The sequence below is a fragment of the Raineya sp. genome (assembly GCF_053497555.1).
The window spans coordinates 1-22,028 of sequence record NZ_JBRCWE010000102.1 but is presented as its reverse complement, the minus strand read 5'-3'; the positions used below and the strand labels follow the sequence as shown (position 1 = coordinate 22,028).

Annotated in this window: 22 protein-coding genes; 7 read left to right on the top strand and 15 right to left on the bottom strand. The window is 38.7% G+C overall.

All coding sequences use genetic code 11. The features are described from left to right. Together ACWITO_RS13145 and ACWITO_RS13140 are read left to right on the top strand one after the other, a co-directional pair. Positions 1-287: outer membrane beta-barrel protein (locus ACWITO_RS13145; RefSeq protein WP_448530454.1), on the top strand; the 287-nt coding region annotated here is incomplete at its 5' end. Positions 288-557: 270 nt separating this feature from the next. Further along, positions 558-977 (top strand): BrxA/BrxB family bacilliredoxin, encoded by a 420-nt coding sequence (locus ACWITO_RS13140; protein WP_448530453.1) that lies wholly within the window; start codon positions 558-560, stop codon positions 975-977. A gap of 18 nt (positions 978-995) precedes the next feature. Here the strand turns inward: ACWITO_RS13140 and ACWITO_RS13135 are convergent, their stop codons facing one another. Both ACWITO_RS13135 and nusB read right to left on the bottom strand, forming a co-directional pair. Beyond that, complete coding sequence (locus ACWITO_RS13135; protein WP_448530452.1) at positions 996-1,595, bottom strand: ribonuclease HII; 600 nt, start codon at positions 1,593-1,595, stop codon at positions 996-998. 9 nt (positions 1,596-1,604) lie between these two features. Beyond that, positions 1,605-2,798: a transcription antitermination factor NusB gene (gene nusB, locus ACWITO_RS13130; protein WP_448530451.1), complete on the bottom strand. Its 1,194-nt coding sequence runs from the start codon at positions 2,796-2,798 to the stop codon at positions 1,605-1,607. Positions 2,799-2,931: 133 nt separating this feature from the next. Here nusB and ACWITO_RS13125 point away from each other — a divergent pair, with 133 nt between their 5' ends. Together ACWITO_RS13125 and gldG are read left to right on the top strand one after the other, a co-directional pair. Further along, entirely contained in the window at positions 2,932-3,888 is a 957-nt protein-coding gene (locus ACWITO_RS13125) for a PASTA domain-containing protein (RefSeq protein ID WP_448530450.1), read from the top strand. A gap of 116 nt (positions 3,889-4,004) precedes the next feature. Further along, positions 4,005-5,720, top strand: coding sequence for a gliding motility-associated ABC transporter substrate-binding protein GldG (gene gldG / locus ACWITO_RS13120; protein WP_448530449.1), 1,716 nt, complete (start codon positions 4,005-4,007; stop codon positions 5,718-5,720). Positions 5,721-5,791: 71 nt separating this feature from the next. Here gldG and ACWITO_RS13115 read toward each other — a convergent pair whose 3' ends face one another. The 5 genes from ACWITO_RS13115 to ACWITO_RS13095 all read right to left on the bottom strand — a co-directional run bounded on the left by ACWITO_RS13115 (position 5,792) and on the right by ACWITO_RS13095 (position 10,069). Further along, complete coding sequence (locus tag ACWITO_RS13115) at positions 5,792-6,181, bottom strand: hypothetical protein (RefSeq protein ID WP_448530448.1); 390 nt, start codon at positions 6,179-6,181, stop codon at positions 5,792-5,794. Positions 6,182-6,235: 54 nt separating this feature from the next. Next, a complete protein-coding gene (gene queA / locus ACWITO_RS13110; RefSeq protein ID WP_448530455.1) occupies positions 6,236-7,288 on the bottom strand; it encodes a tRNA preQ1(34) S-adenosylmethionine ribosyltransferase-isomerase QueA in 1,053 nt (350 codons plus the stop codon). 102 nt (positions 7,289-7,390) lie between these two features. After that, on the bottom strand, positions 7,391-7,765 hold the full coding sequence (locus ACWITO_RS13105; RefSeq protein WP_448530447.1) for a response regulator: 375 nt from the start codon (positions 7,763-7,765) through the stop codon (positions 7,391-7,393). 220 nt (positions 7,766-7,985) lie between these two features. Beyond that, positions 7,986-9,347: a UDP-N-acetylmuramoyl-L-alanine--D-glutamate ligase gene (gene murD / locus ACWITO_RS13100; RefSeq protein WP_448530446.1), complete on the bottom strand. Its 1,362-nt coding sequence runs from the start codon at positions 9,345-9,347 to the stop codon at positions 7,986-7,988. A 38-nt stretch (positions 9,348-9,385) separates the two neighbouring features. Further along, positions 9,386-10,069, bottom strand: coding sequence for a phosphatase (locus ACWITO_RS13095; protein WP_448530445.1), 684 nt, complete (start codon positions 10,067-10,069; stop codon positions 9,386-9,388). A 180-nt stretch (positions 10,070-10,249) separates the two neighbouring features. Between ACWITO_RS13095 and ACWITO_RS13090 the strand changes: the two genes are divergently transcribed. Further along, the gene (locus tag ACWITO_RS13090) at positions 10,250-10,417 is read left to right on the top strand and encodes a hypothetical protein (protein ID WP_448530444.1); all 168 of its coding nucleotides are present in this window, start codon (positions 10,250-10,252) and stop codon (positions 10,415-10,417) included. A gap of 84 nt (positions 10,418-10,501) precedes the next feature. Here the strand turns inward: ACWITO_RS13090 and ACWITO_RS13085 are convergent, their stop codons facing one another. The 4 genes from ACWITO_RS13085 to ACWITO_RS13070 all read right to left on the bottom strand — a co-directional run bounded on the left by ACWITO_RS13085 (position 10,502) and on the right by ACWITO_RS13070 (position 13,275). Continuing rightward, positions 10,502-11,368 carry a hypothetical protein gene (locus ACWITO_RS13085; RefSeq protein ID WP_448530443.1) on the bottom strand — a complete coding sequence of 289 codons (867 nt, stop codon included), beginning with the start codon at positions 11,366-11,368 and terminating at the stop codon, positions 10,502-10,504. Between the two features lie 199 nt (positions 11,369-11,567). Continuing rightward, positions 11,568-12,182 carry a superoxide dismutase gene (locus tag ACWITO_RS13080; RefSeq protein ID WP_448530442.1) on the bottom strand — a complete coding sequence of 205 codons (615 nt, stop codon included), beginning with the start codon at positions 12,180-12,182 and terminating at the stop codon, positions 11,568-11,570. A 57-nt stretch (positions 12,183-12,239) separates the two neighbouring features. Further along, the gene (locus ACWITO_RS13075) at positions 12,240-12,695 is read right to left on the bottom strand and encodes a nucleoside deaminase (RefSeq protein WP_448530441.1); all 456 of its coding nucleotides are present in this window, start codon (positions 12,693-12,695) and stop codon (positions 12,240-12,242) included. After that, positions 12,664-13,275 carry a hypothetical protein gene (locus ACWITO_RS13070; protein WP_448530440.1) on the bottom strand — a complete coding sequence of 204 codons (612 nt, stop codon included), beginning with the start codon at positions 13,273-13,275 and terminating at the stop codon, positions 12,664-12,666. Before ACWITO_RS13070 ends, ACWITO_RS13075 begins: the two co-directional genes overlap by 32 nt. Before the next feature lie 75 nt (positions 13,276-13,350). Between ACWITO_RS13070 and ACWITO_RS13065 the strand changes: the two genes are divergently transcribed. Beyond that, positions 13,351-14,736 (top strand): serine hydrolase, encoded by a 1,386-nt coding sequence (locus tag ACWITO_RS13065; protein ID WP_448530439.1) that lies wholly within the window; start codon positions 13,351-13,353, stop codon positions 14,734-14,736. 105 nt (positions 14,737-14,841) lie between these two features. Here ACWITO_RS13065 and ACWITO_RS13060 read toward each other — a convergent pair whose 3' ends face one another. Both ACWITO_RS13060 and ACWITO_RS13055 read right to left on the bottom strand, forming a co-directional pair. Beyond that, complete coding sequence (locus ACWITO_RS13060; RefSeq protein ID WP_448530438.1) at positions 14,842-15,615, bottom strand: enoyl-CoA hydratase/isomerase family protein; 774 nt, start codon at positions 15,613-15,615, stop codon at positions 14,842-14,844. Positions 15,616-15,728: 113 nt separating this feature from the next. Further along, positions 15,729-16,589 carry an OmpA/MotB family protein gene (locus ACWITO_RS13055; RefSeq protein ID WP_448530437.1) on the bottom strand — a complete coding sequence of 287 codons (861 nt, stop codon included), beginning with the start codon at positions 16,587-16,589 and terminating at the stop codon, positions 15,729-15,731. Between the two features lie 374 nt (positions 16,590-16,963). On the opposite strand from ACWITO_RS13055, the gene ACWITO_RS13050 reads away from it, so the two are divergent. Next, complete coding sequence (locus tag ACWITO_RS13050) at positions 16,964-20,260, top strand: DUF7948 domain-containing protein (RefSeq protein ID WP_448530436.1); 3,297 nt, start codon at positions 16,964-16,966, stop codon at positions 20,258-20,260. A 167-nt stretch (positions 20,261-20,427) separates the two neighbouring features. Here ACWITO_RS13050 and ACWITO_RS13045 read toward each other — a convergent pair whose 3' ends face one another. Continuing rightward, positions 20,428-21,597, bottom strand: coding sequence for an acyl-CoA dehydrogenase family protein (locus ACWITO_RS13045; protein WP_448530435.1), 1,170 nt, complete (start codon positions 21,595-21,597; stop codon positions 20,428-20,430). 101 nt (positions 21,598-21,698) lie between these two features. Further along, positions 21,699-22,028, bottom strand: a 330-nt coding sequence (locus ACWITO_RS13040; RefSeq protein ID WP_448530434.1) for a PD-(D/E)XK nuclease domain-containing protein, incomplete at its 5' end; no start/stop codon positions are given.

Below are 22,028 nucleotides of genomic sequence, written 5' to 3'. Positions count from 1 at the left end.
CTTCCTCTACTATGCTACGCTACAAATGGCATAAAAAATGGACTATATGCAGTAGAATAGAGCATTATTGGGATAAAGAGAGCATTTTTATTGCTTCGCCCAACCCTGCTGTAAGTGGCTTTCGGGCTTGGGGCTTTTCGGTAAATATAGATTACGCCCCTGCCGAAAATATGCTCGTACGCATAGAAGGCAGAAATTTTAGCAGTGCAGATAAAATATTTGTTTTAGACAGGAATTTTAGCCAAGTTAATTTTCTCCTTGCCAGCTCTATGGCAGTTGCTTTCTGATTTTTTGGTAATATTCACGTTCAGAAGTTTTCATAGTTTGAAGTTTCAGCGTTTGATGTTCAAGCTTTTAAGGGATTTATCTCTCATTTTTTCTGTCTGAGGTCTATTTTCTAAAATCCTGTTCTTGTGTCTTGTGTCTTGTTTCCTGTTTCCTTATTGCAAACTATACCTAAACAATTACCTACAAACAATTACATTTTTTGAAACTTTGTCAGTCTTTTTCGTGTTTTTGCTAAAAAATATTCATTCACCTAAACTTTTGTGTAAAATATGTATCCCGAAGCTTTAGTAGCTCCTATGCGTGAAGACCTCGTACAAGTAGGTTTTCAGGAACTCAAAACACCCCAAGAAGTAGAAAACCTGATGAATAGCCACACAGATAAAAGCATTTTCGTAGTAATCAATTCGGTGTGTGGCTGTGCGGCAGGAACAGCCCGCCCAGGTGCCAAGTTAGCACTACAAATTTCAAATAAAAAGCCTGATTTACTAGTTACGGTATTTGCAGGAATGGAAAAAGAGGCTGTAAATAAAATGAGAGAATACACGTTGCCCTATCCGCCTTCATCGCCTTCTATGGCACTTTTCAAAAATGGCAAATTGGTGCATTTTGTAGAAAGACACCACATTGAAGGACGTTCTGCCCAGATGATTGCCGAACACCTGAAAGCAGTTTTTGAAGAATATTGCTAAAAAACAAAGCGATAACGCCTAAAACGTTATCGCTTTTGATTTACAAATGCCGAAAGTTTTACGATGATAAGGGCTTATGCCGTACTCTTCAATCGCTTTTTTGTGCTGGGCAGTAGGATAACCTACGTTTTTTTCCCAAGCATATTGCGGAAACTCTTGGGCAAGTTCTCGCATTTGAGCATCTCGGTAATTTTTGGCAAGCACCGAAGCGGCGGCAATAGAAAAAAATTTCGCATCTCCTTTTACAATACACTCATAAGGTACAAAGCCATAAGGCTTAAAATATTTCCCATCTACCAAAATAAGCTCGGGTGAAATTTGGGTGAAAATTTTATCCAAAGCTCTGTGCATAGCCAGTACAGAAGCAGAGGCTATGTTGTACTTATCAATTTCCTCTACACTTGCCTCTGCTATTGCCCAAGCCAAAGCATTTTCTTTGATATAGATTTCTATTTCTAATCGTACTTTTTCAGATAGTTGCTTGGAATCGGTAAGTGTAGAGTGATGAAAATTTTTTGGTAAAATCACTGCCGCCGCTACTACCGAACCCGCTAAACAGCCTCTACCCACTTCATCTACGCCTACTTCTATGTAGTTTTTTGTAAAATAGGCTCGCATTGGCATTTTCTATTTGTTATCTAATAAACCTTTGCCACTTTTACGAACAACACCTTCTTGCAACAACTCTTTTGAGATTTTATCCAAAAGCCCATTGACAAAAATCTTACTTTTGGGGGTGCTGTATTGCTTGGCAAGTTCTACGTATTCGTTGATAGTAACTTTTACAGGTATGCTGGGGCAATGAATCATCTCGGTAAGCCCCATCAGAATTAAAATTTTATCTGTCTGAAAAAGTCGGTCGCTTTCCCAATTTTCAGTTTTTTGGGCAATACGCTTTTCCAACTGCTCGCTTTCTTGCAAAGTTTTTTCAAATAAATCTTTGAAAAACTCTTTATCCTCTTGCCAATTAGGCGAAAGCGTAAGCAGTTCAAATTGTTCAGGATTTTCTTTGGCTTTTTTGAGGGTTTTGAGAATAAGGCTTTTCAAGATTTCTCGGTTTTCAATCCAATTCAAGTCATTTTCCTCAAAAAATGCTTTGAAAACATTTTTCTGTTCGGGATTATCTTCGTCAGCTTCTTTATGAAACAAATAGTGCCTGTACAAATAATCGGTTATTTGCCAATCTTGTTCCCAAGAAGCCGAGTAGTTTTGGCAATAATTCAGATAGGTTTCGTCTTCTTTCCACTCTTGCCAAAAAGTTTTAAGCGTTTCGTCGTCAATGCTAATTTTTCTGCGAATGATAAAATCCTGAAAAGTTTTATTTTGGGCAATCAAGTTCAAAATTTTATTTTCAGAGAGTTGGTATATGCTCAAATCTTTGGGAATAAAAGCCGTAAGTTGTCGTTTTTCTTTGAGTTGTGCAGTAAAACGCATCAGTTCTACCCCAAAAAGCAAAGCCTGCAAATAACTATCATAGATTTGCTCGGCTTCGGCAATCATATTTTGCAGATAGTTTTTTTGTTCGTTTTGTAGGGCGGTGTAATAGTATTGAATAGCGTCAAAAACTGCTTTTCGGATTTTCTCATCAGTTTGGGGCTGGGCTTTCAATTCTTTTTCGGTATAGCTTTTCAAAAACCAGTCCAAAGCGATTTGAGCTTGCTTTTTGAGTAGTTGCGTATCTTGTTTTTCCATTGCGTTGAGGTCAGGCAGAAATTTCTGTTTAATTTTATCTTGGGCAATTTCAAGATGAGCTTGTTTTGCCTGCTGATACGCATACAAGGCTTGCATCGCCTTGATTCGCAATAATCTACGGTTGAGCATAATTTCAAAGAAACTTTTTCAAAATGAAAACGCAAAATAAATACATTATCGCCTGATAAGCAAATTTTTCAAAAATAAAGTCTTTGCATTTGCATATTTTTTGCTGTAAATTTGCCGAAAATCATCATCAACTATGAGCATAGTAATTCGCACCCATTCGCTTGGGCAATTTTTTATTCATATTCTCATTGCTCTAACGCTTTTAGCCCTGCTAATCATTCTTTTTTTCTACAACGTTTTGCCCATTGTTACTCGCCACAACGAAAGCATTACGGTTCCTAATTTGGTGGGGGTAAATCTGGACGGATTGGAAGAAAAACTCAGGCAATCGGGCTTTCAGTTGGTTGTACAAGATACGGTTTATGACAAAAGCTACAAACTTAATACAATCATTGAACAAAGACCTATCGCAGGAACCGATGTAAAGGAAGGTAGAAAAATTTATGTGATAATTACTCCCAAAACTACCCCCAAAGTAAAAATGCCCGATTTGAAAGGTATGTCTTACCAAATGGCTATGGCAAAAATCAGAACCTTGCAACTGGAAGTGGGAGCTATCCGATTCAAGCCCGATATTGCTGCCGATGCTGTATTGGGGCAAGAAATTGAGGGCAAGCCGCTCAAACCCGGCGAATACGTAACCGTTGGCACTCGCATAGACCTTGTTATTGGCAGTGGCGTGGGTGATGAAGAATTTGATATGCCAGAATTAGAAGGTCTTACTTTGGAAGAAGCAAAAGAAATTTTGGAAGCCAATAACCTACAACTTGGACACGTTACCGAAGACCCCGATGCCGATGAACCCGCTGGTATTGTGGTTCAACAAACGCCTCCTGCACGCCTTGAAGCCGATAAAGTACCCTTATATGATAAAGACGGCAAACCCCTTACCAAAGCCGAAAGAGAGAAAATCCGAAAAGAATTAGAGGCTAAAAACCCTACCAATCCTGATGAAAAGAATAAAAAGAAAAAATACAAAAAAGGTGAATTTGACCCTCGCCCCCGCAACAAAGCTCGTGCAGGCGAAATCATTGACCTAAAAGTTTCTGCCAATAAAAAAATCAAACCCGAACAGAAAAAGGAAGAGTAACTTGCTATGTAAGTTCAAGGGTTTAAGGGTTAAGAGTTTAAGGGTTCAAAGGTTTAAGGGTTCAAAGGTTCAAACTTCAAACTCCAAACTTCAAACTCCAAACTCCTAAAATAATTATGCCTAAACGAAACTTACTGAAAACAATCGCTCTGCCACTTGTACTGATAGCTCTGTATTTTCTTTCGCAGTCTTTTGTTTTCCGTATTGACCTCACCGAAGACAAGCGTTACACCATTTCAGATGCCACCAAAACCATTTTAGATAATTTAGATGAAGAAATTTTTGTGAAAATTTATTTAGAAGGCGAAAATTTGCCTGCCAGCTACCGAATGTTCCGTAATGCTATTGAAGAGCATTTGCAGGAGTTTAAGCGATATGCGGGCAAAAAACTCAAATTCAAATTCATTGACCCGCTGGCTATCAAAAGCAAAGCCGAAAAAGATACACTTTTTAAGCATTTTCAGCAAAATGGTATCAATCCTACGCCTGTGGCAGTGTATAAAGAAGGCGAAAGAAGCGAAAAATATATCTTTCCCGCCGCCGAAATTATCGGAAATCAAGGCTCTCTGTTTGTTTCTTTACTCAATAGCGATATGCGAGCCGTTGCCGTAAATGAGGATTTAGAAGCCCGATTACTCAATAATGCCATTGAAAACATTGAATACACTCTTATTGAAGGTATTTATCAAATTACTCAAAAAGAACCCAAACGCATTGGCTTTATCTACGGGCACGGCGAACTTGCTCCTATATTTGTTGCTGATGTAGCCCAAACTTTAAGCCAAAAATACGAAATCTTCCCTGTGGATTTACCCCAAAGCCCTACCCTTGACGGATTGGACGCTATTATTGTTGCCAAACCCACACAAGGATTTTCTGATGAAGACAAATTCAAATTAGACCAATTCATAATGAAAGGTGGCAAGGCTCTTTTCTTTGTTGATGCTTTGGATATTCGTGAGGATAGCATCAATACGCCACGTGGGGCGGTTTCTATTCCCTATACCGAGTTTGTAGAAAGTATGACAGAGTTTTTTTTCAATTACGGCGTAAGGTTCAATATGAATTTTATTGAAGATGTACAAAATTTTGGTATTATCGGTTTAGTAGTTGGCGAATACGGCGGCAAACCCAAAGTAGAAACCTTGCCTTGGCGGCATTATTTAGCTATTCGCAATTTTTACTCGCACCCTACTACCAAAAATTTAGAAGCACTTTGGGGAAGATATGTGAGCAGTTTGGATACAGTTGCCTCCGCAGGAAAAATTAAGAAAATTCCACTTGCCAGCTCTTCGCCGTATTCGCTGGTAGTGCCTTATCCTGTAATTATCAAATATGATGAGGCTCGCCAAACGCCCGATATGGAAAAATACAAACAAGGCAAACCCTTTACTCTGATGTATCTTTTAGAAGGAAAATTTGCTTCATTATATCAAAAAAGAATTCTGCCATCAGACCCTCGCTACAAAAACTTTATCCCTGAAAGCAAACCTACCAAAATTTTGGTTTGTGCCGATGGCGACTTTCTACGTAATGGTGTCAATGCCAAGACCAAGCAGGTATTACCATTGGGCTACGATAAATTTACAGGCGTTCAGTTTGCCAATAAGCAATTCTTACAAAATATTTTGAGCTATATGCTTGATGAAAACGGAATTATCCTTTCACGTAATAAAGAAATTATGTTTCGCCCTCTGGACAAGAAAAAACTACAAAATCAGCGAGTTTTTTGGCAGTGGCTCAATGTAGGTTTGCCTGTGGTGTTTTTAATCATTTTTGGAATTGCGTGGAATGCGTGGCGAAAAGGGAAGTATGCTGTTCCTTTCAAATAAACAAAGACAGCAACATTACAAGATATAATGTTGCCGCTTGTAGTGCTATGAAGCAAATGTTAAATGCAATTCTAATTTACTTTTGTGAGGCGTACAGGCAGGGTTCTCTTTTTATCCAAACTTGTCCAAGTACCTGTAAGCACATCATAAAACTTCTGTGAATCTCCTTTTAGACTAAAATAGCCCGTAACTGCCTCTCCATCACCTACCTCTATGAGTTCAATGGTTTCTAAACGTGCCAGCCAAATGCCTCGCAAGGTAAGGTCTTTTCTGACATTATCGTAATAGTAAGTTCCTGTGTAAGTCGTCAGATAATTGCTCCAATCAGAGGAAATGGTCATTGTAATTTTTACATTACCTACGGTGCCTTTGTAAGTCATAGGCATATTATTCACCTGTGCAAAGCCTCCGATTGCAAGAAAACAGGCAAAAAAAGCCGAAAACAATACTTTTTTGAGCATAATGTTGGGATTAGTTTTGGGTTAAAATTTATTTTTTTCCTGAAAAAAGCAAGGTTACAGAATTAGCATAGCATCTCCATAGGTATGAAAGCGATACTCTTCTTGTATAGCAATTTCATAAGCCTTCATAATGAGGTCATAACCGCCGAAGGTGCAGGCAGTCATAAATAAGGTACTTTCGGGCAAATGAAAATTGGTAATATAGGCATTAGGAATTTTGAACTCGTAAGGAATGAAAATAAACTTATCTGTCCAAGCATCGGCGGGTTTCACCCTACCCGAAGCTGAAACGGAAGACTCCAAAGAACGCATCACACTTGAACCCACAGCACAAACTTTCTTTTTGGCATCAAGGGCTTCGTTGATTCTTTGAGCAGTTTTTTCGGGGATACGAAACTGCTCAGAATCGGGTTTGTGTTTGGTAAGGTCTTCCACTTCTACGGTTTTGAAAGTTCCCAAGCTAATGTGCATTGTAAGCGTTACAATATCTACCCCTTTGATAGCCAACCTTTTGACAAGCTGTTTGGTAAAATGCAAGCAAGCCATTGGTGCGGCTACTGCCCCAGTTTCTTTGGCAAAAATACTCTGAAAACGCTCCTCATCTTCTTTTTCTACTTTTCGCCTCTTGATGATTTCTTTGGGCAGAGGCGTTTGCCCAAGTTGATGAACGGTTTTGTAAAACTCCTCGTCTTCGCCGTCCCAAAGAAAGCGAATGGTTCTACCACGATTGGTCGTGTTATCAATCACTTCGGCAACCAGCTCGCCATCGCCAAAATAGAGCTTATTACCCACCCTAATTTTACGAGCAGGATCTACAAGCACGTCCCAGAGATGATATTGAGGATTTAGCTCACGCAGTAAAAAGACTTCAATATCGGCACCTGTTTTTTCTTTGTTGCCATACAGACGAGCAGGGAATACCTTGGTGTCATTGACCACCATTACATCTCCGTCATCAAAATAATCCAGTACGTCTTTGAATATACGATGTTCAATTTTGCCTGTTTTTCGGTGAACAACCATCAAGCGAGATTCATCTCGATTGGGTGTAGGGTGTAGAGCAATGAGTTTGGTAGGTAAATCAAAGGCATAATCTGATAATTTCATAGGCATTGAGAGATTTTAATTTTTGCAAGCTCGCAAATATAATATCAAACACCCCCCGAAAGCAAGTATTTCGTAAGAAAAAATCAGAAAATCAGGTGATTGCTATAAATTTCCTGTCATTTTTTTTACTATGCCCACGAGCAAATCAAAATTGATAGGCTTCGGAATGAAATCGTTAAAACCCAATTCCTTAAATTCTTGGATAGTATAGTTGGGGGCATTGCCCGTAATAGCGATAATAGGCACTTTTGCCTTTTGCTCATCAGGTAGCTCCCGAATGGCTTTTGCACAAGCCTCGCCATTCATTACAGGCATATTGAGGTCTAAAAGTATCAAATCAATAGGTTCGTTCTGTAAAATTTCTAAAACCTTTTCCCCATTTTTGGCAGTAAGAATTCTAAAATTTTGGTATTCCAAAACTTTTTTTGTCATATTTTGCACCACAGAACTATCTTCGCCAATGAGAATAGTTTTCATTTGAGGTCAAGGGTTTGAAGTTTTACCTATGTTTTTTAACCTCACCCCCAGCCCCTCTCCAAAAGGAGAAGGGGGTATTCACCTGAAAATCAAAATATTAGGTGTAATTATCTCCCCTCCTTTTCAAGGAACAAGAGGTGGTTAAAAAATAAAGAACAGAAATTTTTAATCTTGCAACTCACGTTACGAAACTAATAACTTTCATTCAAAAAAGCAAATCTTATTTCAAACTTTCCACTGCCTTTCGGAACTGCTCCCCTCTATCCTCATAATTTTTGAATAAATCAAAACTGGCACAAGCAGGTGAAAGCAAGACGATATCGCCTTTTTTTGCCAATTTATAGGCTTTCTTGACCGCCTCCTCAATGCTATCGGTTTTGGTAATATCTACAATATTTTCAAAGAAATGGCAAAGTTTGCTGTTATCTTTGCCGAGTGCAATCAGGTGTTTTACCCTGCCCGCTACTAAATCTTTGATTTGCTCATAGTTGTTGCCTTTATCAACGCCGCCTGCAATCCAAATTATTTTTTTCTCCTCCTCAAAGCTATCCAAAGCATAAAAAACTGAATCTACATTGGTAGCCTTAGAGTCGTTGATAAATTTTACGCCACGCACCTCTCTGACTTGCTCCAAGCGGTGTGGCACGCCTTTGAAAGTAGCCAAGCCCTCCTTGATTTTTTCGGTATCTACCCCTAAAATTTGAGCTACTAAAATGGCTACCATTGCATTGAAAACATTGTGTTTGCCTTGCAAGGCTATATCGCTTTCTTGGAAAGTGAGTTGCGAAGGACGATTGTAGGGCAATCGTGTGATTATCTTTCCATTCTGAAAGTAAGAAACCTTGGAAATAGCCTTCAAATCGTCTTTGGCGGCAAGAGTTATAGCGAGTTGTTGAACAGAAGGTTTAAGTTTGAGGATTTTTTTCTCAATAATTTCGCTATCAGCGTTGTAAATAAAGTAATCATTTTCGTTCTGACTGCGAATGATACGAAATTTGGCATCTGCATACGCATCAAAACTCTCGTAGCGGTCTAAATGGTCGGGGGTGATATTTAAGATAGCCGAAATATAAGGCTTAAACAAAAAACAACCATCCAGTTGAAAGCTACTCACTTCCAGCACATAATAGTCGTGATGATTTTCAATAACTTTTTCGGCAAAACTTTCGCCTACATTCCCTGCAAGTCCTACATTCAAACCTGCATTTTTGAGGATATGATAGGTAAGCAGTGTGGTAGTTGTTTTGCCATTACTCCCCGTGATAGCAATAATTTTGGCTTTGGTATGCCTGAAACCAAATTCAATTTCTGAAATAACTGGTATTTGTTTCTCCAAAGCGGCAAGCACTATGGGGGTATTATCAGGGATACCCGGACTTTTGATGATTTCGTTGGCAGAAAGAATAATTTCGGAGGTATGCGTTCCCTCCTCAAAAGGAATTTGATTTGCCTCTAAAATTTTTTTATATTTTTCTGAAATTTTGCCTCCGTCCGATACAAATACTTCAAAATTTTTAGCTTTGGCAAGCAAGGCGGCACCTGTACCGCTTTCGCCTGCACCCAATACAACCACTTTTTTCATAGCTTTTTATGAAAGTTTTTCGCTTAAATTTTGGTCTATCACTTTTTTAATATAATAGTTTCAAGGGCGTTACGTTCCGAAAGATATTTTTGATAAGATGAACTATAAGCAATACGTTCCGAAATAGTTTTATCGTAGCTATCAGCTATTGAAAGAATTAGTTCGCAAATTTCCCGAATAGCTCCTTCTCCGCTTTGCGAAGCGGTAATGTAATCGCAAATTTCGTGTTTTTTTGCATATTCTACAAAGAAAGGGGCAGAATTTCTTTTTACTAAAAATCTGCCTGATACTTTTTGAGCCAAGGCTACATCTAACACATCATCAAAAACAAAAGCAATTCGCTGACTATCAAGCAAATATTTTTTTTCTAAAATTTCTAATGCCTCAGTTTTGTGAGAAAATTTAAGACAAATAGCGTTGAAATGCTCCCTTTGAGCGAAATGAATAGCTGTTGGGTTTTCCTCGCCTGTAATAATAGCTATAAAAGGCATTTTTCCATTTTTGAGCCAATATCCAAAGCGTAGCATATTGATTCCCATAGAGTCGGCTTCATTGAAGCCACTACCCTGCTCTTTGGTTTTGTAGCCTGTATTAAAAACGCCGTCCCAATCCCAAAGAAAACCACTCCACTGCGAAGCTCTTTCGGCAAGCTCGGCAATAGAAATGCAAAATTCAGCACCTAACTGCTCTAACCTTTCCTGAATATGTAGCAATCGTTCCATTTTGAAATAGGATAGCTCAAAAATGTCCGCAAATTTGAAAAATCTTTTGATACCCGCATCAATTAGCAAAAGTTTTTTTAAGGCTTATGCGTTTTTTAGAAGCAATCCAAAGAAAAATAGCCCTCAACCTGCAAAAGATTTTCAAGGATTTTTCTATATTTCAGCAAAAATTGCAAGATTATGGACAACAAATTTGTAAAAATAGCAATCGCTCTACTGATTGGTTTGGTGGTGGTGGTAGTAGTCAAATTTTTGTGGAAAGCCTTTACTTGGCTCATTTGGGTTGCCGTATTTTTATTTGGTGCTTACGTAGCCTATGCAATGCTCTCTGATGGTAAAAAGCGTTGAAGTTTGAGGTTTGAAGGTTTGAACTTATTAAACCTTTGAGCAAAGATAAACTTGCCTTCTGGGATAACCTTTGCGTATTTTGTCCTAACGCCAACGAAACTCTTTTTGGGTGTAGAGCGTGTAGATACCCTCAAAACTGCAAGTAATTTGGTGTAATTTGCAGGGCTTTTTTTCGGAAATAGAAATTTGTCCGTCTTTCCGTAGTTCAAAAGAAATGTTACATAGCTCGTTTTCAATTGAAGTGGCTTGAGTGTCAGAACTCAAAGATGCCTTTCCTTCATATTTTCCTTTACAATCGCCATTGGGGTTTATTTCAAGGAAAAATTCAAAAGCATTTTCCTTGAAGTTCTTGATTTCTAAAAAGGCTTCTATTTGTCTGCCTCCTTCTATGACAAATTTACCCTCCCATTGCTCTTGAAGCGATTTTTTCCTTTCCAGATAAGGACGTTCTTGGTAGGCAACAATATTATAGGCTTCATCAAAGGTAAATTCAGCCTCAAAAGTTCTATTTTTTTCGGTTTCAATTTGTTTGATAGGTACAATAGCTTTCTGTGGAAAGACCTGTACTTTTGCCAAATCAGCAAAAAAGCGAGGATTTTTGAGATTTTTCAGTTTTGCCTTTTCTATCTGAGCAACTGCTTCCTTGCTAATTTGCTTTTGTCCTAAGTAAAATTGCACACTGTCGGCAAAAAGCGATTGTAACTTCTTAAAATCTTGTTCATTGAGGCTCTGGCAATATTGCTGAATAATATTGATAGCTATTCCCTTTTGTTGCTCTACGTTTAGCTTGGCTTTATTATCTTGAAAAACATATTCTACGCTATCCTCCTCTGCATTTGGAAGGTTAGCTTTCTTGGGAATGGTATCTTTGGAAGTTTTTTCAACAGGTTGCTCTTGCTTACAACTCCAAAAAATAGCTAAAAAAGCAAAAGGGAAAAAATATTTGGGCATAAAGGTATCATTTAGGTTCAAAGGTGTAAGGTTTGAAGGTTTGAGTTTTTAAATTCTATGTCTTGTCAGAATTTTAGTAATTGTCTTGCTTTTACTTGCTTCCACATTCAAGGTAAATTAGGCAGAAAATTTAAGACAACAAAGAGCGACTTTCAAGGTCGCTCTTGCATAGGGCTGATAAATAAATTTCAGGCAACATCTACGAAATTGCTTTTTTGTATTTTTCAGCGACTTTGTTCCAATCTACCACGTTGAAGAATGCGGCTACATAATCGGCACGGCGGTTTTGGTATTTAAGGTAATAGGCGTGTTCCCATACATCTAATCCTAAAATAGGGGTGCCACAACGTACTCCTTCAATATCCATCAGAGGGTTATCTTGGTTGGCGGTAGAGCAAATTTTGAGCGATTTATCTTCCATTACGCAAAGCCAAGCCCAACCTGAACCAAAACGCCCCATTGCGGCTTTGGAAAACTCCTCTTTGAATTTATCAAAAGAGCCAAAAGCCTTATTGATAGCTTCGGCAAGCTCACCTGTGGGCAAGCCTCCGCCATTCGGGCTCATAATTTCCCAAAAAAGTGTATGATTGTAATGCCCTCCTCCGTTGTTGCGAACCGCCACAGGATATTTGCTAATATTTTTGCACAAATCTTCAATGCTCATATTTTCGGCATCGGTGCCTGCAATAGCATTGTTGAGGTTGGTAACATAGGCGGCGTGATGTTTGCCATAATGAATATTCATTGTTTGAGCATCAATATGAGGCTCAAGAGCGTTTTCTGCGTAAGGTAAAGGTGCTTGTGTGAATGCCATAGTTGAAAAAGTTTTAGGTTAAAGAATAATACACCATAAAAACAAACAAAATTACATTTAGTTTCGCAATTCGGCAAAGAATTTTTTGAGAAGCTCACTACACTGATTTTCCATAATACCGCCAAGTATTTCAGTTTTAGGGTGTAAAAGATGCCCCCAACGGCTAAAACCTCGGTGTTCATCTTTTGCCCCAAACACCACTCTACTGATTTGCGACCAAGCCAATGCACCTGCACACATTACACAAGGCTCAAGCGTAACATACAAGGTACAACCCTGCAAGTATTTGCTACCTAAATGATTGGCGGCGGCAGTGAGGGCAAGCATTTCGGCGTGGGCAGTTACATCTTGCAGTTTTTCGGTTTGGTTGTAACCTTTGGCGATGAGTTTTTCATTGGCTACTACCACTGCTCCCACAGGAATTTCCTTTTCTTCGTAGGCTACAAGTGCCAAATCGTAGGCTACTTGCATCCAAAAAAAATCACTTTCCTTCGGCGGTTTTTTTAGGTTCATTTTCTTTCAAATTCCTAATTTTTACCGATTGCATCATTTTTGGTAACAGAGGTTGCCAAACAGATTGATATTTGGCAGGGCAATTGAAATTCACTACCACAATCCTATTTTCTACCACCGTGTACATCATATAATTGTAGCGGCTCAAAGCACTTTTTTTACCCATTATACCTTCTTTATCGTCTTCCACGGTACCCACAAACTCCAAAACTACAAACTGCCTTTTATTGATAGTCCGTACCTCTTCGGTAAAAAACTGAACTTTGGTGTAGCTGGCTCGCAAACTGCCTTTGTAGAGGTCTTTGAGCATAGGAATATCCTGCTCTTGCCAATAATTATTCGTAATATTCACGCCCAAGTCTATTTCTCCTGCGGGGTCCGAATACATTGCAGAAGGCTTTTTGGTGGTCAGATATTTTTTCGCAAGAGCTTCATCGGGCATAGGCGTAAAATCCGAAGGCACAAGCATACTGATACCGGGCGTAAGAGATGTTTTTTTAAGTTTGATGTTTTGCCCTTTTGCCAAAGAAAAAAAGAATAACAGAGCTACCAGTTGCCAGTAAAGCACTCTTTTCATCATTATTTGGTATATTTTTTGCGAAGTTAATTTTTTCTTGACAAATTTGAATGTTTTTTCAAAATTAATGCAAACTTTATGAAAAAAATATCGTTTTTCTTGCTTTTAAGCCTATTCTTTGAAATAGCCCTCGCCCAAGTCCCCTCAAAAGAATTTGCCGAAAAAGTAAAAAATCTATTCAACGAAAAAAAGTTTTCTGAGGTATATGCTTTATTCAATGCAGAAGCTCAAAAAGCTCTCTCAGAAGAGAAATTTTTGCTTAACAGCAAAGACCTAATGAACCAAATGTTGCAAATCAGAAGTGTAACGCATCAAGAAGGTAATCGTTATTTTCTTGATTGTCAGCAAACTCCTTTCGTAATGTATCTTGCTACGGATAAAGAAGGTAAAATTTCTACGCTATTTTTTAAGCCTCAAAAAGCTGAAAAAGCCCCCTCCTCCAATCCGCTCAAAACCGAGTTGGATAAAAAAGTAGATAAATACTTGGGCTATCTTATGCAAAACAAAGGCACCGTAGGGGCAAGTGTAGCTATCATCAAGAACGGGAAAGCCCATTTTTACCATTACGGAGAGGTAAAAAAAGGTTCAAAAATATTACCCAACAACAATAGTATTTACGAAATTGGCTCTATTACGAAAACTTTTACAGCAACACTCGCCGTTATTGCCGAACAAGAAGGAAAGTTGCGTTTGGAAGACGAAGTAAGTAAGTTTTTACCTGATAGCTTGCCTCGTCTTGCCTTTAATAATAAAGCAATTCTTGTAAAAAATTTACTCAATCATACTTCGGGTTTGCCTCGTATGCCTCTCAATTTTGGCTTTCAAGAAAATTTTGAAGCCAAAAACCCTTTCAGAACCTATAAAAAAGCCGATTTACTTTTCTTTTTCAAAAAATTCAAGCCCTATCGCGAGCCTGAAAAATCTTTTGAATACTCTAATTTAGCCTTCGGACTTGCAGGATTTATTTTAGAAAGCCTGTATCAGAAAGACTACGAAACACTGCTCAAAGAAAAAATACTCAATCCGCTAAAAATGGAGCATACCCATACCCGATTTGATAAAAAATGGGAAAGTTTTATGGTTCAAGGCTATAATGACAAAGAAGAAGAAAATCCAGTTTGGGATTTTGATATAATGGCAGGGGCAGGAGCTATTCGTTCCAGTATTGCAGATATAGCTCTATATGCCCAAAACTTACTCAAAACCAACAACACTACCCTTCAAAAAGCCTTTGAGAAAACACTTGGCACAACCTTTCAAAACGAACAAAATGAAATAGGGCTGGCTTGGTTTAAACAAAATGGCTACCACTGGCATAATGGGGCAACAGGCGGATATTGCAGTTTTTTAGCCTTTGATAAAAACTCGCAAACCGCAGTAGTATTATTGCTAAATTGTTCCGTCAATTTTTTTGAAATGCCTTTGGCTTTTGGCTTGATGAAAGCCGTAATCAGTGAAAAGTAGTTTATTCAGTTGAGAGCAAAAGCAAGTATCATTTTGTTGTACTGAATTTTTCTACACTCAAAATCTTACTTGCTTTTTCTCGTTTCTGCTATCAATCCCAAGATTTTACCATTCCAAAGGTTTTTTTTCTAAAAAAGAGGCTATTCCTTTTTTGCAATCAGCGGTTTGACGAGCAAGAGCATTTTGCTGGGCGGCAAAATTGAGAGCTTCTGTAATAGCCATTGTAGGCAACTGGGCTATCATACTTTTCGTAACTTGCATACTCATTGCCGAATTACTTTTGCAAAGATGCAAAGCAAACTCTCGTACCCTCTTTTCTAAATTTTCAGCAGGTACAATTTCATTGATTAAACCATATTCAAAGGCTTTTTGAGCAGTAATTAAATCTCCTGAAAGCAATAACTCTTTGGCTCTGCCCTCTCCTATTTTACGCAATAAAAATACCGATACAATTGCAGGAATAAAGCCTATTTTCACTTCTGTATAGCCAAATTGAGCTTCGGGAACGGCAAAAGAGAAATCGCAAACCGTAGCAAGCCCTGCCCCTCCTGCAATGGCGTGTCCGTGAATTTGAGCAATGACTACTTTGGGGTGCGTGTAAATCAGTTCAAAAAGTTCTTTCAGATGAGAAGAATCTGCAAGATTTTGCTCGTAAGTATTTTTCTGCAAAGTTTGCAAGTATTCCAAATCGGCACCTGCACAAAAAACTTTGCCCTCGGCACGCAGTACAATTACTTTGGTGTTTTCGTCTTTTTCTGCTTTTCTAAAAGCATCTTTGAGCTCTTGAACGACTTGCTCATTGAGGGCATTACGTTTATCAGGACGATTGAGCGTAATGTAGGCTATACGCTCCTGGCTGTAATATTGAATAAATTGCATAAATTCTGTCAAGATTTTTTTGATTTTTCAGAAATTAAAAAAATGGCAACACTACTAAAAAGTAGTGTTGCCGCATAGATAACAAAATTTTAATTACAAAACAAGGTATCTTGCTATTTACCACCTTTCATACCTTGTTCAATCATACCATAAAACTCTTCAATTTTAGGCATAACTACCACACGGATACGGCGGTTTTTAGCACGATTTTCATCATTATCATTAGCCACCAAAGGCACAAACTCGCCTCTACCCGCAGGAATAAGACGTGCAGGATTTACACCCATACGCTGATATAGCAAACGAGCAAGAGAAGTGGCTCTTTTTACGCTCAAATCCAAATTATCATAGATATCGCCCTTTCTTTTGAAAGGAACGTTATCAGTGTGTCCTTCAATGAGAACATCAAAAGTGGGGCGGTCTTTGAGTACGGCGGCAATAGCTTCTATCTGACGAAGTGTTTGAGGGTTATCGGTACGAATTTCGTAGCTTCCTGTCCTAAATAATAGTTTTTCAGAAATGCTAATCATTACCACTGCTTTTTCTACATTCACTTCAATATCTTGGTTATCTGTACCTACGGCACGTTTGAGTTGTGTAACTAAAGCTATCGTCATTGAATCACGCTTGTTGATAGCTTCGTTCAAAGTTTTGATTTGCAAATCTTTTTCTTTCATTTGCTCCAAAGAAACTTGCAAATTTTTAGCCTGTTCAGAAGAAAGTGTAGACATTTCGGTTACTTGACGAATGAGCTTGGCGTTCATTTCTTTTAGTTCCTTTACTTCACTTTCTAATCTTGCTTTATCGTTGTTGCAAGCATTCAGAGCCGTTTTGGTTGAAGCCAAGTCAGTAGCATAATCTTTGTTGAGCTTTTCTAAACTTGCATATTTTGCCTCCAACTCTTTGAGTTTCTTCTTAGGCACGCAAGCAAAAAAAACTACGGGAGCCAGCAAAAAAAATACTAATCGTATCATAACGCTATGATTTTGAGGTTGAACAAAGATATTTATTAAAAATTTGACACAAACTTACGCATATAACTGCCATAATTCCAAAAATGTTTGCAAAAAAAAGACCTGCCACAAAGTGCAACAGGTCTTTTATCCTTCAACCAGCTATGATTACCTCAAAGTTAAGAAACTTTTATGAATATTCAAAGATTTTTTTGAATTTTTTTGAGGTATACCAATTTTCAAGATTTGTAAAGTTTAATTTATTGCTTTGTTGGAACGTAAATAAGGAAGGTTCAGAAAACTGATTGAGTTGGGATACAATACTAAAAGAAAACAGCAATTGTCTTGGCTTGATTTTTGCTTTTTCTTACATTTGTAGAATAAACCTCAAAACAATGAAATTCAGACTGCTACTTGCGTTGTGTTTAAGTGCTTTGCAAGCTCTTTTGGCTCAAAATTTTAAGCAAACAGCTTTGAATATAGATAACGCCATTCGTTTTGTAGAAAACAAACATCAGTGGGAAGATACAGTTCGCTACCGAGCCGAACTCAATAATGGCTATCTGTTTGTTTATGCCAATGCCCTGCAATATAGCTTTTACGACGGCAAAGCACTCTTTTATCGCAAACACCCTGAACTTCACCCACAAGAAGCCCAAAATGGTATTTCTGCTCATAGTTTTGTGGTGGATTTCCTAAAAGCCAACCCCCACACACGCATAGAAGCCCGCCGCAGTAATGCTGAAAGTTACTTTTTCTACAAAGGCAATAATCCCAAAAAATGGGCAACAGATGTAAAAAGCTACCAAGAACTTTACTACCACAACCTTTACAAAAACATTGACTACCGAATTTTTAGTAAAGGCGAAAACCTGAAATATGAGTTTATTGTCAAGCCACAAGCCGATGCCCGCAAAATTCAGATGCACATCAAATTTGCTGATGCGGTTGAAATCTTGCCAGATGGCTCTTTAGAAATTAAAACTTCGGTAGGCAGTGTGTATGAAAAAAAACCTTATAGCTATCAAATCATTGAGGGCAAAAAAGTGGAAGTCCCTACGGAATTTGCTTTGAAAAAAAATATTGTGAGTTTTTATTTTCCCAAAGGCTACCATAGAGATTATCCTCTTATCATAGACCCCGAGCTTATTTTTTCAACCTATTCGGGAGGGCGTTCTGATAATTGGGGCAATACCGCTACTTTTGATAACAACGGCAAACTCTATTCGGCAGGTACAACGTATGGCACTGATTTTCCACGCTTTACAGGGGCTATCAAGATTGGTTCAGGAGGCTTGAATGACCAAGATTTAAGAAGTGATATTGCAGTTTTTCGTTACAACGCCACAGGAACTATTTTAGAACAACTTATTTTCATTGGTGGCAATAGCTCAGAAGTAGCACATAGCTTGGTGGTGGATAGAGACAACCGACTGCTGATTTTAGGCACTACTTCTTCTACCAATTTTCCTATAACAATGGGTTCAACTTTCATAGGAGGCAGTAGTGTAAATCTTTTGGGCAATGAATATGCGAATGGAAGCGATATTTTTGTAATGAAAATCAATCCTAACGGCTCTCTCAATCGCTCTCGCCTGATAGGAGGTACAGGCAACGACGGTATCAAACCTCGTGATATTGCAACCACTTTTATCCATAATTACGGCGATGAATTGCGAGGTGATATTTACACTGATGAAAACAAAAACGTGTATATTGCCTCTACAACACGTTCCAATAGCATTTCAGGTATTTCTGGCTCTCTGCAAGGCTCGCAAGACGGATTGGTAGTAAAAATGGACGAAAACCTGAATTTCCTTTGGGGAACTTATTTGGGTGGTAGCGGACTTGATTTCGCACTTTCTATCAAAACCAATACCACAGGCGAAGTATATGTAGGCGGTGGTACTACAAGCAACAATTTCCCTGCTACCACAGGCGGTATGCACGCTACTGCTCGCGGCAATGATGACGGATTTATAGCGAAATTTTCGCCCACAGGTACGCTTTTACAGGCTACTTACTTGGGTACTACTGCGGCAGATATGGTATTTCTGATAGATTTAGATGCTGAGCAAAATGTATATGCTTTTGGGCAAACTTTTGGCAATTATCCCGTAAGTGCAGGTGTGTATAATAACCCCAACAGCGGTCAGTTTATTCATAAAATTGACGCTAATCTTGCAACTTCGCTTTGGAGTACGCGTATAGGGGCAGGCGACGGCAATCCTGATATTTCACCTACGGCTTTTATGGTAGTTACTGAAAATAATTGTGGAAACATCTACATTGCAGGCTGGGGTGGTAATACCAACAGAGCCTCTGGGGGAAACAACGACGGTAGTGATGTTCGCAATATGCCCACTACTCCCGATGCTTTCCGCCGAAATAGTGTAAATGGCAGTGATTTTTATTTAGCAGTGTATCGGAAAGATATGCAAGGAATTATTTACGCAACTTTCTTTGGTGAAAATTCAAGTGATGAAAACGGCGACCACGTAGATGGCGGCACCAGTCGTTTTTCTAAAGACGGCACCATTTATCACGTAGTTTGTGCTTCTTGCCGCGGCACCAATGGCTTTCCTACTACCCAAGGAGCTTGGGCAAGGAGCAATGGTAGTAGTAACTGCAACAATGCGGCTTTTAAGATTGCCTTTGATATTGCGGCAGATTTTCAGGCACAAGACCCCAAAAATGGCTTTGCGGTTATCAAAAGAGATAGCGTAGTATGTGTAGATAGGCTTTTTTTCAAAAATCTTTCCGTAGGAGCTCAAAGTTTTTTATGGCAAATTTTTGATGAAAATGGAAATCTAATTTTCTCTCAAAATACCCAACGCGATTTCTTTTTTGATTTTACAAAAGGAGGAATTTACACCGTTCGTCTTACCATTTTCAACAACTCTTCTTGCAAATCGCCTTTGGTAGTAGAGCAGAAATATGATATTACCATTCCCGGCTTTATTGTTACCGATAGCCTTTCGATTTGTCAAGGTTCTAGTGTCCAGCTATCGGCAAGTGGTGCGGTAAGCTATCAATGGACGCCACCCACTTACCTCAATAATCCTAATATCCCCAATCCCATTGCTACCCCTTTGGAGGATATTACCTACACGCTTACGCTTCAAAATGATAGCTGTACTGCTCAACGCAAAATCGTTATCAAAGTAGATAAACTTCCCGAGTTAGATTATGAGGTTCGTTTGGTAAAAGATTGTTTTTCGCCGTATAGTGTAAAATTTAGGCTTATTGTACCTGATAGCTTGCTTTTAGATGTAACTGATGATAGAGTTACTTGGACTTTGAGCAATGGTGTGGTTTTACAAGGTATTGAACCACCGCTTTATACTTTCCCTAACCAAAATGATGAGCAAGGGCAAAATTACACCGTTACCCTATCGTATGCCAGCCGAAAATGCCAAAAAGTTGTGCAAAAGGAATTTGAAGTTCCTTCTTTACGTATTCCACCCAATACCATAACCCCTAATGGAGATGGCATCAACGATACTTTTGTTATAGAGGAAAAAGGAGCAAAACTCACCATTTGGAATAGGTGGGGCAAACCCATTTACAAAACCGATAACTATCAGAATGAATGGGGAACACAAAAAGAAATAGTCGCCGGGCTGTATTACTATCAATTTGAAGCCCCTTCGGGTGCTATTTGCAAAGGTTGGGTGCAAGTAATGAAGTAAAAAATCATTGCAAAATCTGACTTTTGTCATTCATTCAGACTTGACTTTCATATAGATTTGTCAAAAAGATTTGAATAAAACCTTTATTCAAACCTTGCTATCAAAAACTTAGGTGTAAAACTCTTGGAGTAAGGAAGGCAACCCTGTTACCTTCCTTCTTGCATTTTTTAGGAATAAACAGGCTTGTATTCTACATCATCAATCATCATTTTGGCAATAATTTCCCGCATAATCTCGGAAGTTCCACCCGCGATAGTACCCACACGAGCATCACGATAAGCTCGGCAAACCAAATAATCTTCCATATAGCCATAGCCTCCAAAAACTTGCAAACATCTATCAACTACTTTATTAGCAAGTTCCGAACAATGCAGTTTTACCATAGAACACTCCTTGACAGCCACCTCGCCTTCATTTTGTAGCCAACAAGTATGATATACCATTTGCTCGGCGGCGTATAGCTCGGTAGCTAAATCTGCAATCGTATGACGAAGGGTTTGATATTTAGCTATCTTTCTGCCAAAAGCCTCTCTTTCGTGCATATAGCGTATAGTTTCCTCCAAAATCCATTTTGAGCTCGCCACCGCCATAATACCCGCCACCAAACGCTCCAACTGAAAACTCTCCATTATGTAGTAAAAGCCAAAATTTTCAACACCTACCAAATTTTCTTTGGGTACGCGTACATTATCAAAGCTAATTTCAGCAGTATCGGAACTATGCCAACCCATTTTTTTGAGTTTGGTGCGTGTAATGCCTTCGCTCTCCAAATCCACTACTATCAAACTAATTCCTCCCGCCTTGTTTTCAGGATTGGTAGAAACCGCAAGCGTAATAAAATCGCCATAAGTGCCATTGGTAATAAAAGTTTTAGCACCATTGATAACGTAAAAATCTCCGTCTTTTACAGCTTTGGTGCGTATAGATGCCACATCGGAGCCTGCTCCGGGCTCACTGATACCCAAAGCCGCAACTTTTTCACCTGCAATCGCAGGCACAAGATATTTTTCTTTCAGAAAATCGCTTCCTGCTCTAAAAATATGGTTGATAGCCATATACTGATGTACGCTTACGGCTGTTGGGAAGCCCCCTGCTCCTACTTTGGCAATTTCTTCTAAAAAAACCACCGAATACCAAAAATCTGCCCCTACGCCTCCGTATTCGGCAGGAAAATTCAAGCCTAAATAGCCTTGTTCTCCCATTTTTTTGAAAATTTCTTTGGGGATACGCCTTTCCTCCTCCCAAGTATTGATGAAAGGAACAACCTCTTTTTGTAAAAATTTTCTTACACTATCACGAAACAAATTGTGTTCTTCTTTGAAATAGAGGGATTTCATAAGCATTAGGGTTTTTGGGGTGAATTTATACCAAGATTAAAAATGATTTACAAGCCTTAGAGAATTTGATTTCTAATTTATTTTGTGAGTAAAACGTTTCTTTACTGAAAATGTTTTTGCTCTACCTTTTCGCAAAAAACTTTATCCTTCACTACTACCACTGCCAGCAAATTCAGCATTTTCTTGCTTTGCAAAAGCGTATCCTTTTGGTAATAACTCAAAATTTGCTCTTTTGCTTCTTGCATTGTGTCTCCAAGCAGGTTTTCTTGCTCTTTTTTCAAATATTTCAATTCAATGGCAAATTGATGATGTGTGTTGGGGTTATTGGGACGGATAAATAGCTCTATATCTACATAGCCTCCACCCGCTACTTCCCGCTCACTCTGCACCCAAAAAATATTTGACTGACTAAAATACGCTATCATTGCCAT

Coding starts and splice junctions, on each gene's coding strand:
- ACWITO_RS13140 (WP_448530453.1), top strand. CDS start 558: ATGTATCCCGAAGCTTTAGTAGCTCCTATGCGTGAAGACCTCGTACAA.
- ACWITO_RS13135 (WP_448530452.1), bottom strand. CDS start 1,595: ATGCGAGCCTATTTTACAAAAAACTACATAGAAGTAGGCGTAGATGAA.
- nusB (WP_448530451.1), bottom strand. CDS start 2,798: ATGCTCAACCGTAGATTATTGCGAATCAAGGCGATGCAAGCCTTGTAT.
- ACWITO_RS13125 (WP_448530450.1), top strand. CDS start 2,932: ATGAGCATAGTAATTCGCACCCATTCGCTTGGGCAATTTTTTATTCAT.
- gldG (WP_448530449.1), top strand. CDS start 4,005: ATGCCTAAACGAAACTTACTGAAAACAATCGCTCTGCCACTTGTACTG.
- ACWITO_RS13115 (WP_448530448.1), bottom strand. CDS start 6,181: ATGCTCAAAAAAGTATTGTTTTCGGCTTTTTTTGCCTGTTTTCTTGCA.
- queA (WP_448530455.1), bottom strand. CDS start 7,288: ATGAAATTATCAGATTATGCCTTTGATTTACCTACCAAACTCATTGCT.
- ACWITO_RS13105 (WP_448530447.1), bottom strand. CDS start 7,765: ATGAAAACTATTCTCATTGGCGAAGATAGTTCTGTGGTGCAAAATATG.
- murD (WP_448530446.1), bottom strand. CDS start 9,347: ATGAAAAAAGTGGTTGTATTGGGTGCAGGCGAAAGCGGTACAGGTGCC.
- ACWITO_RS13095 (WP_448530445.1), bottom strand. CDS start 10,069: ATGGAACGATTGCTACATATTCAGGAAAGGTTAGAGCAGTTAGGTGCT.
- ACWITO_RS13090 (WP_448530444.1), top strand. CDS start 10,250: ATGGACAACAAATTTGTAAAAATAGCAATCGCTCTACTGATTGGTTTG.
- ACWITO_RS13085 (WP_448530443.1), bottom strand. CDS start 11,368: ATGCCCAAATATTTTTTCCCTTTTGCTTTTTTAGCTATTTTTTGGAGT.
- ACWITO_RS13080 (WP_448530442.1), bottom strand. CDS start 12,182: ATGGCATTCACACAAGCACCTTTACCTTACGCAGAAAACGCTCTTGAG.
- ACWITO_RS13075 (WP_448530441.1), bottom strand. CDS start 12,695: ATGAACCTAAAAAAACCGCCGAAGGAAAGTGATTTTTTTTGGATGCAA.
- ACWITO_RS13070 (WP_448530440.1), bottom strand. CDS start 13,275: ATGATGAAAAGAGTGCTTTACTGGCAACTGGTAGCTCTGTTATTCTTT.
- ACWITO_RS13065 (WP_448530439.1), top strand. CDS start 13,351: ATGAAAAAAATATCGTTTTTCTTGCTTTTAAGCCTATTCTTTGAAATA.
- ACWITO_RS13060 (WP_448530438.1), bottom strand. CDS start 15,615: ATGCAATTTATTCAATATTACAGCCAGGAGCGTATAGCCTACATTACG.
- ACWITO_RS13055 (WP_448530437.1), bottom strand. CDS start 16,589: ATGATACGATTAGTATTTTTTTTGCTGGCTCCCGTAGTTTTTTTTGCT.
- ACWITO_RS13050 (WP_448530436.1), top strand. CDS start 16,964: ATGAAATTCAGACTGCTACTTGCGTTGTGTTTAAGTGCTTTGCAAGCT.
- ACWITO_RS13045 (WP_448530435.1), bottom strand. CDS start 21,597: ATGAAATCCCTCTATTTCAAAGAAGAACACAATTTGTTTCGTGATAGT.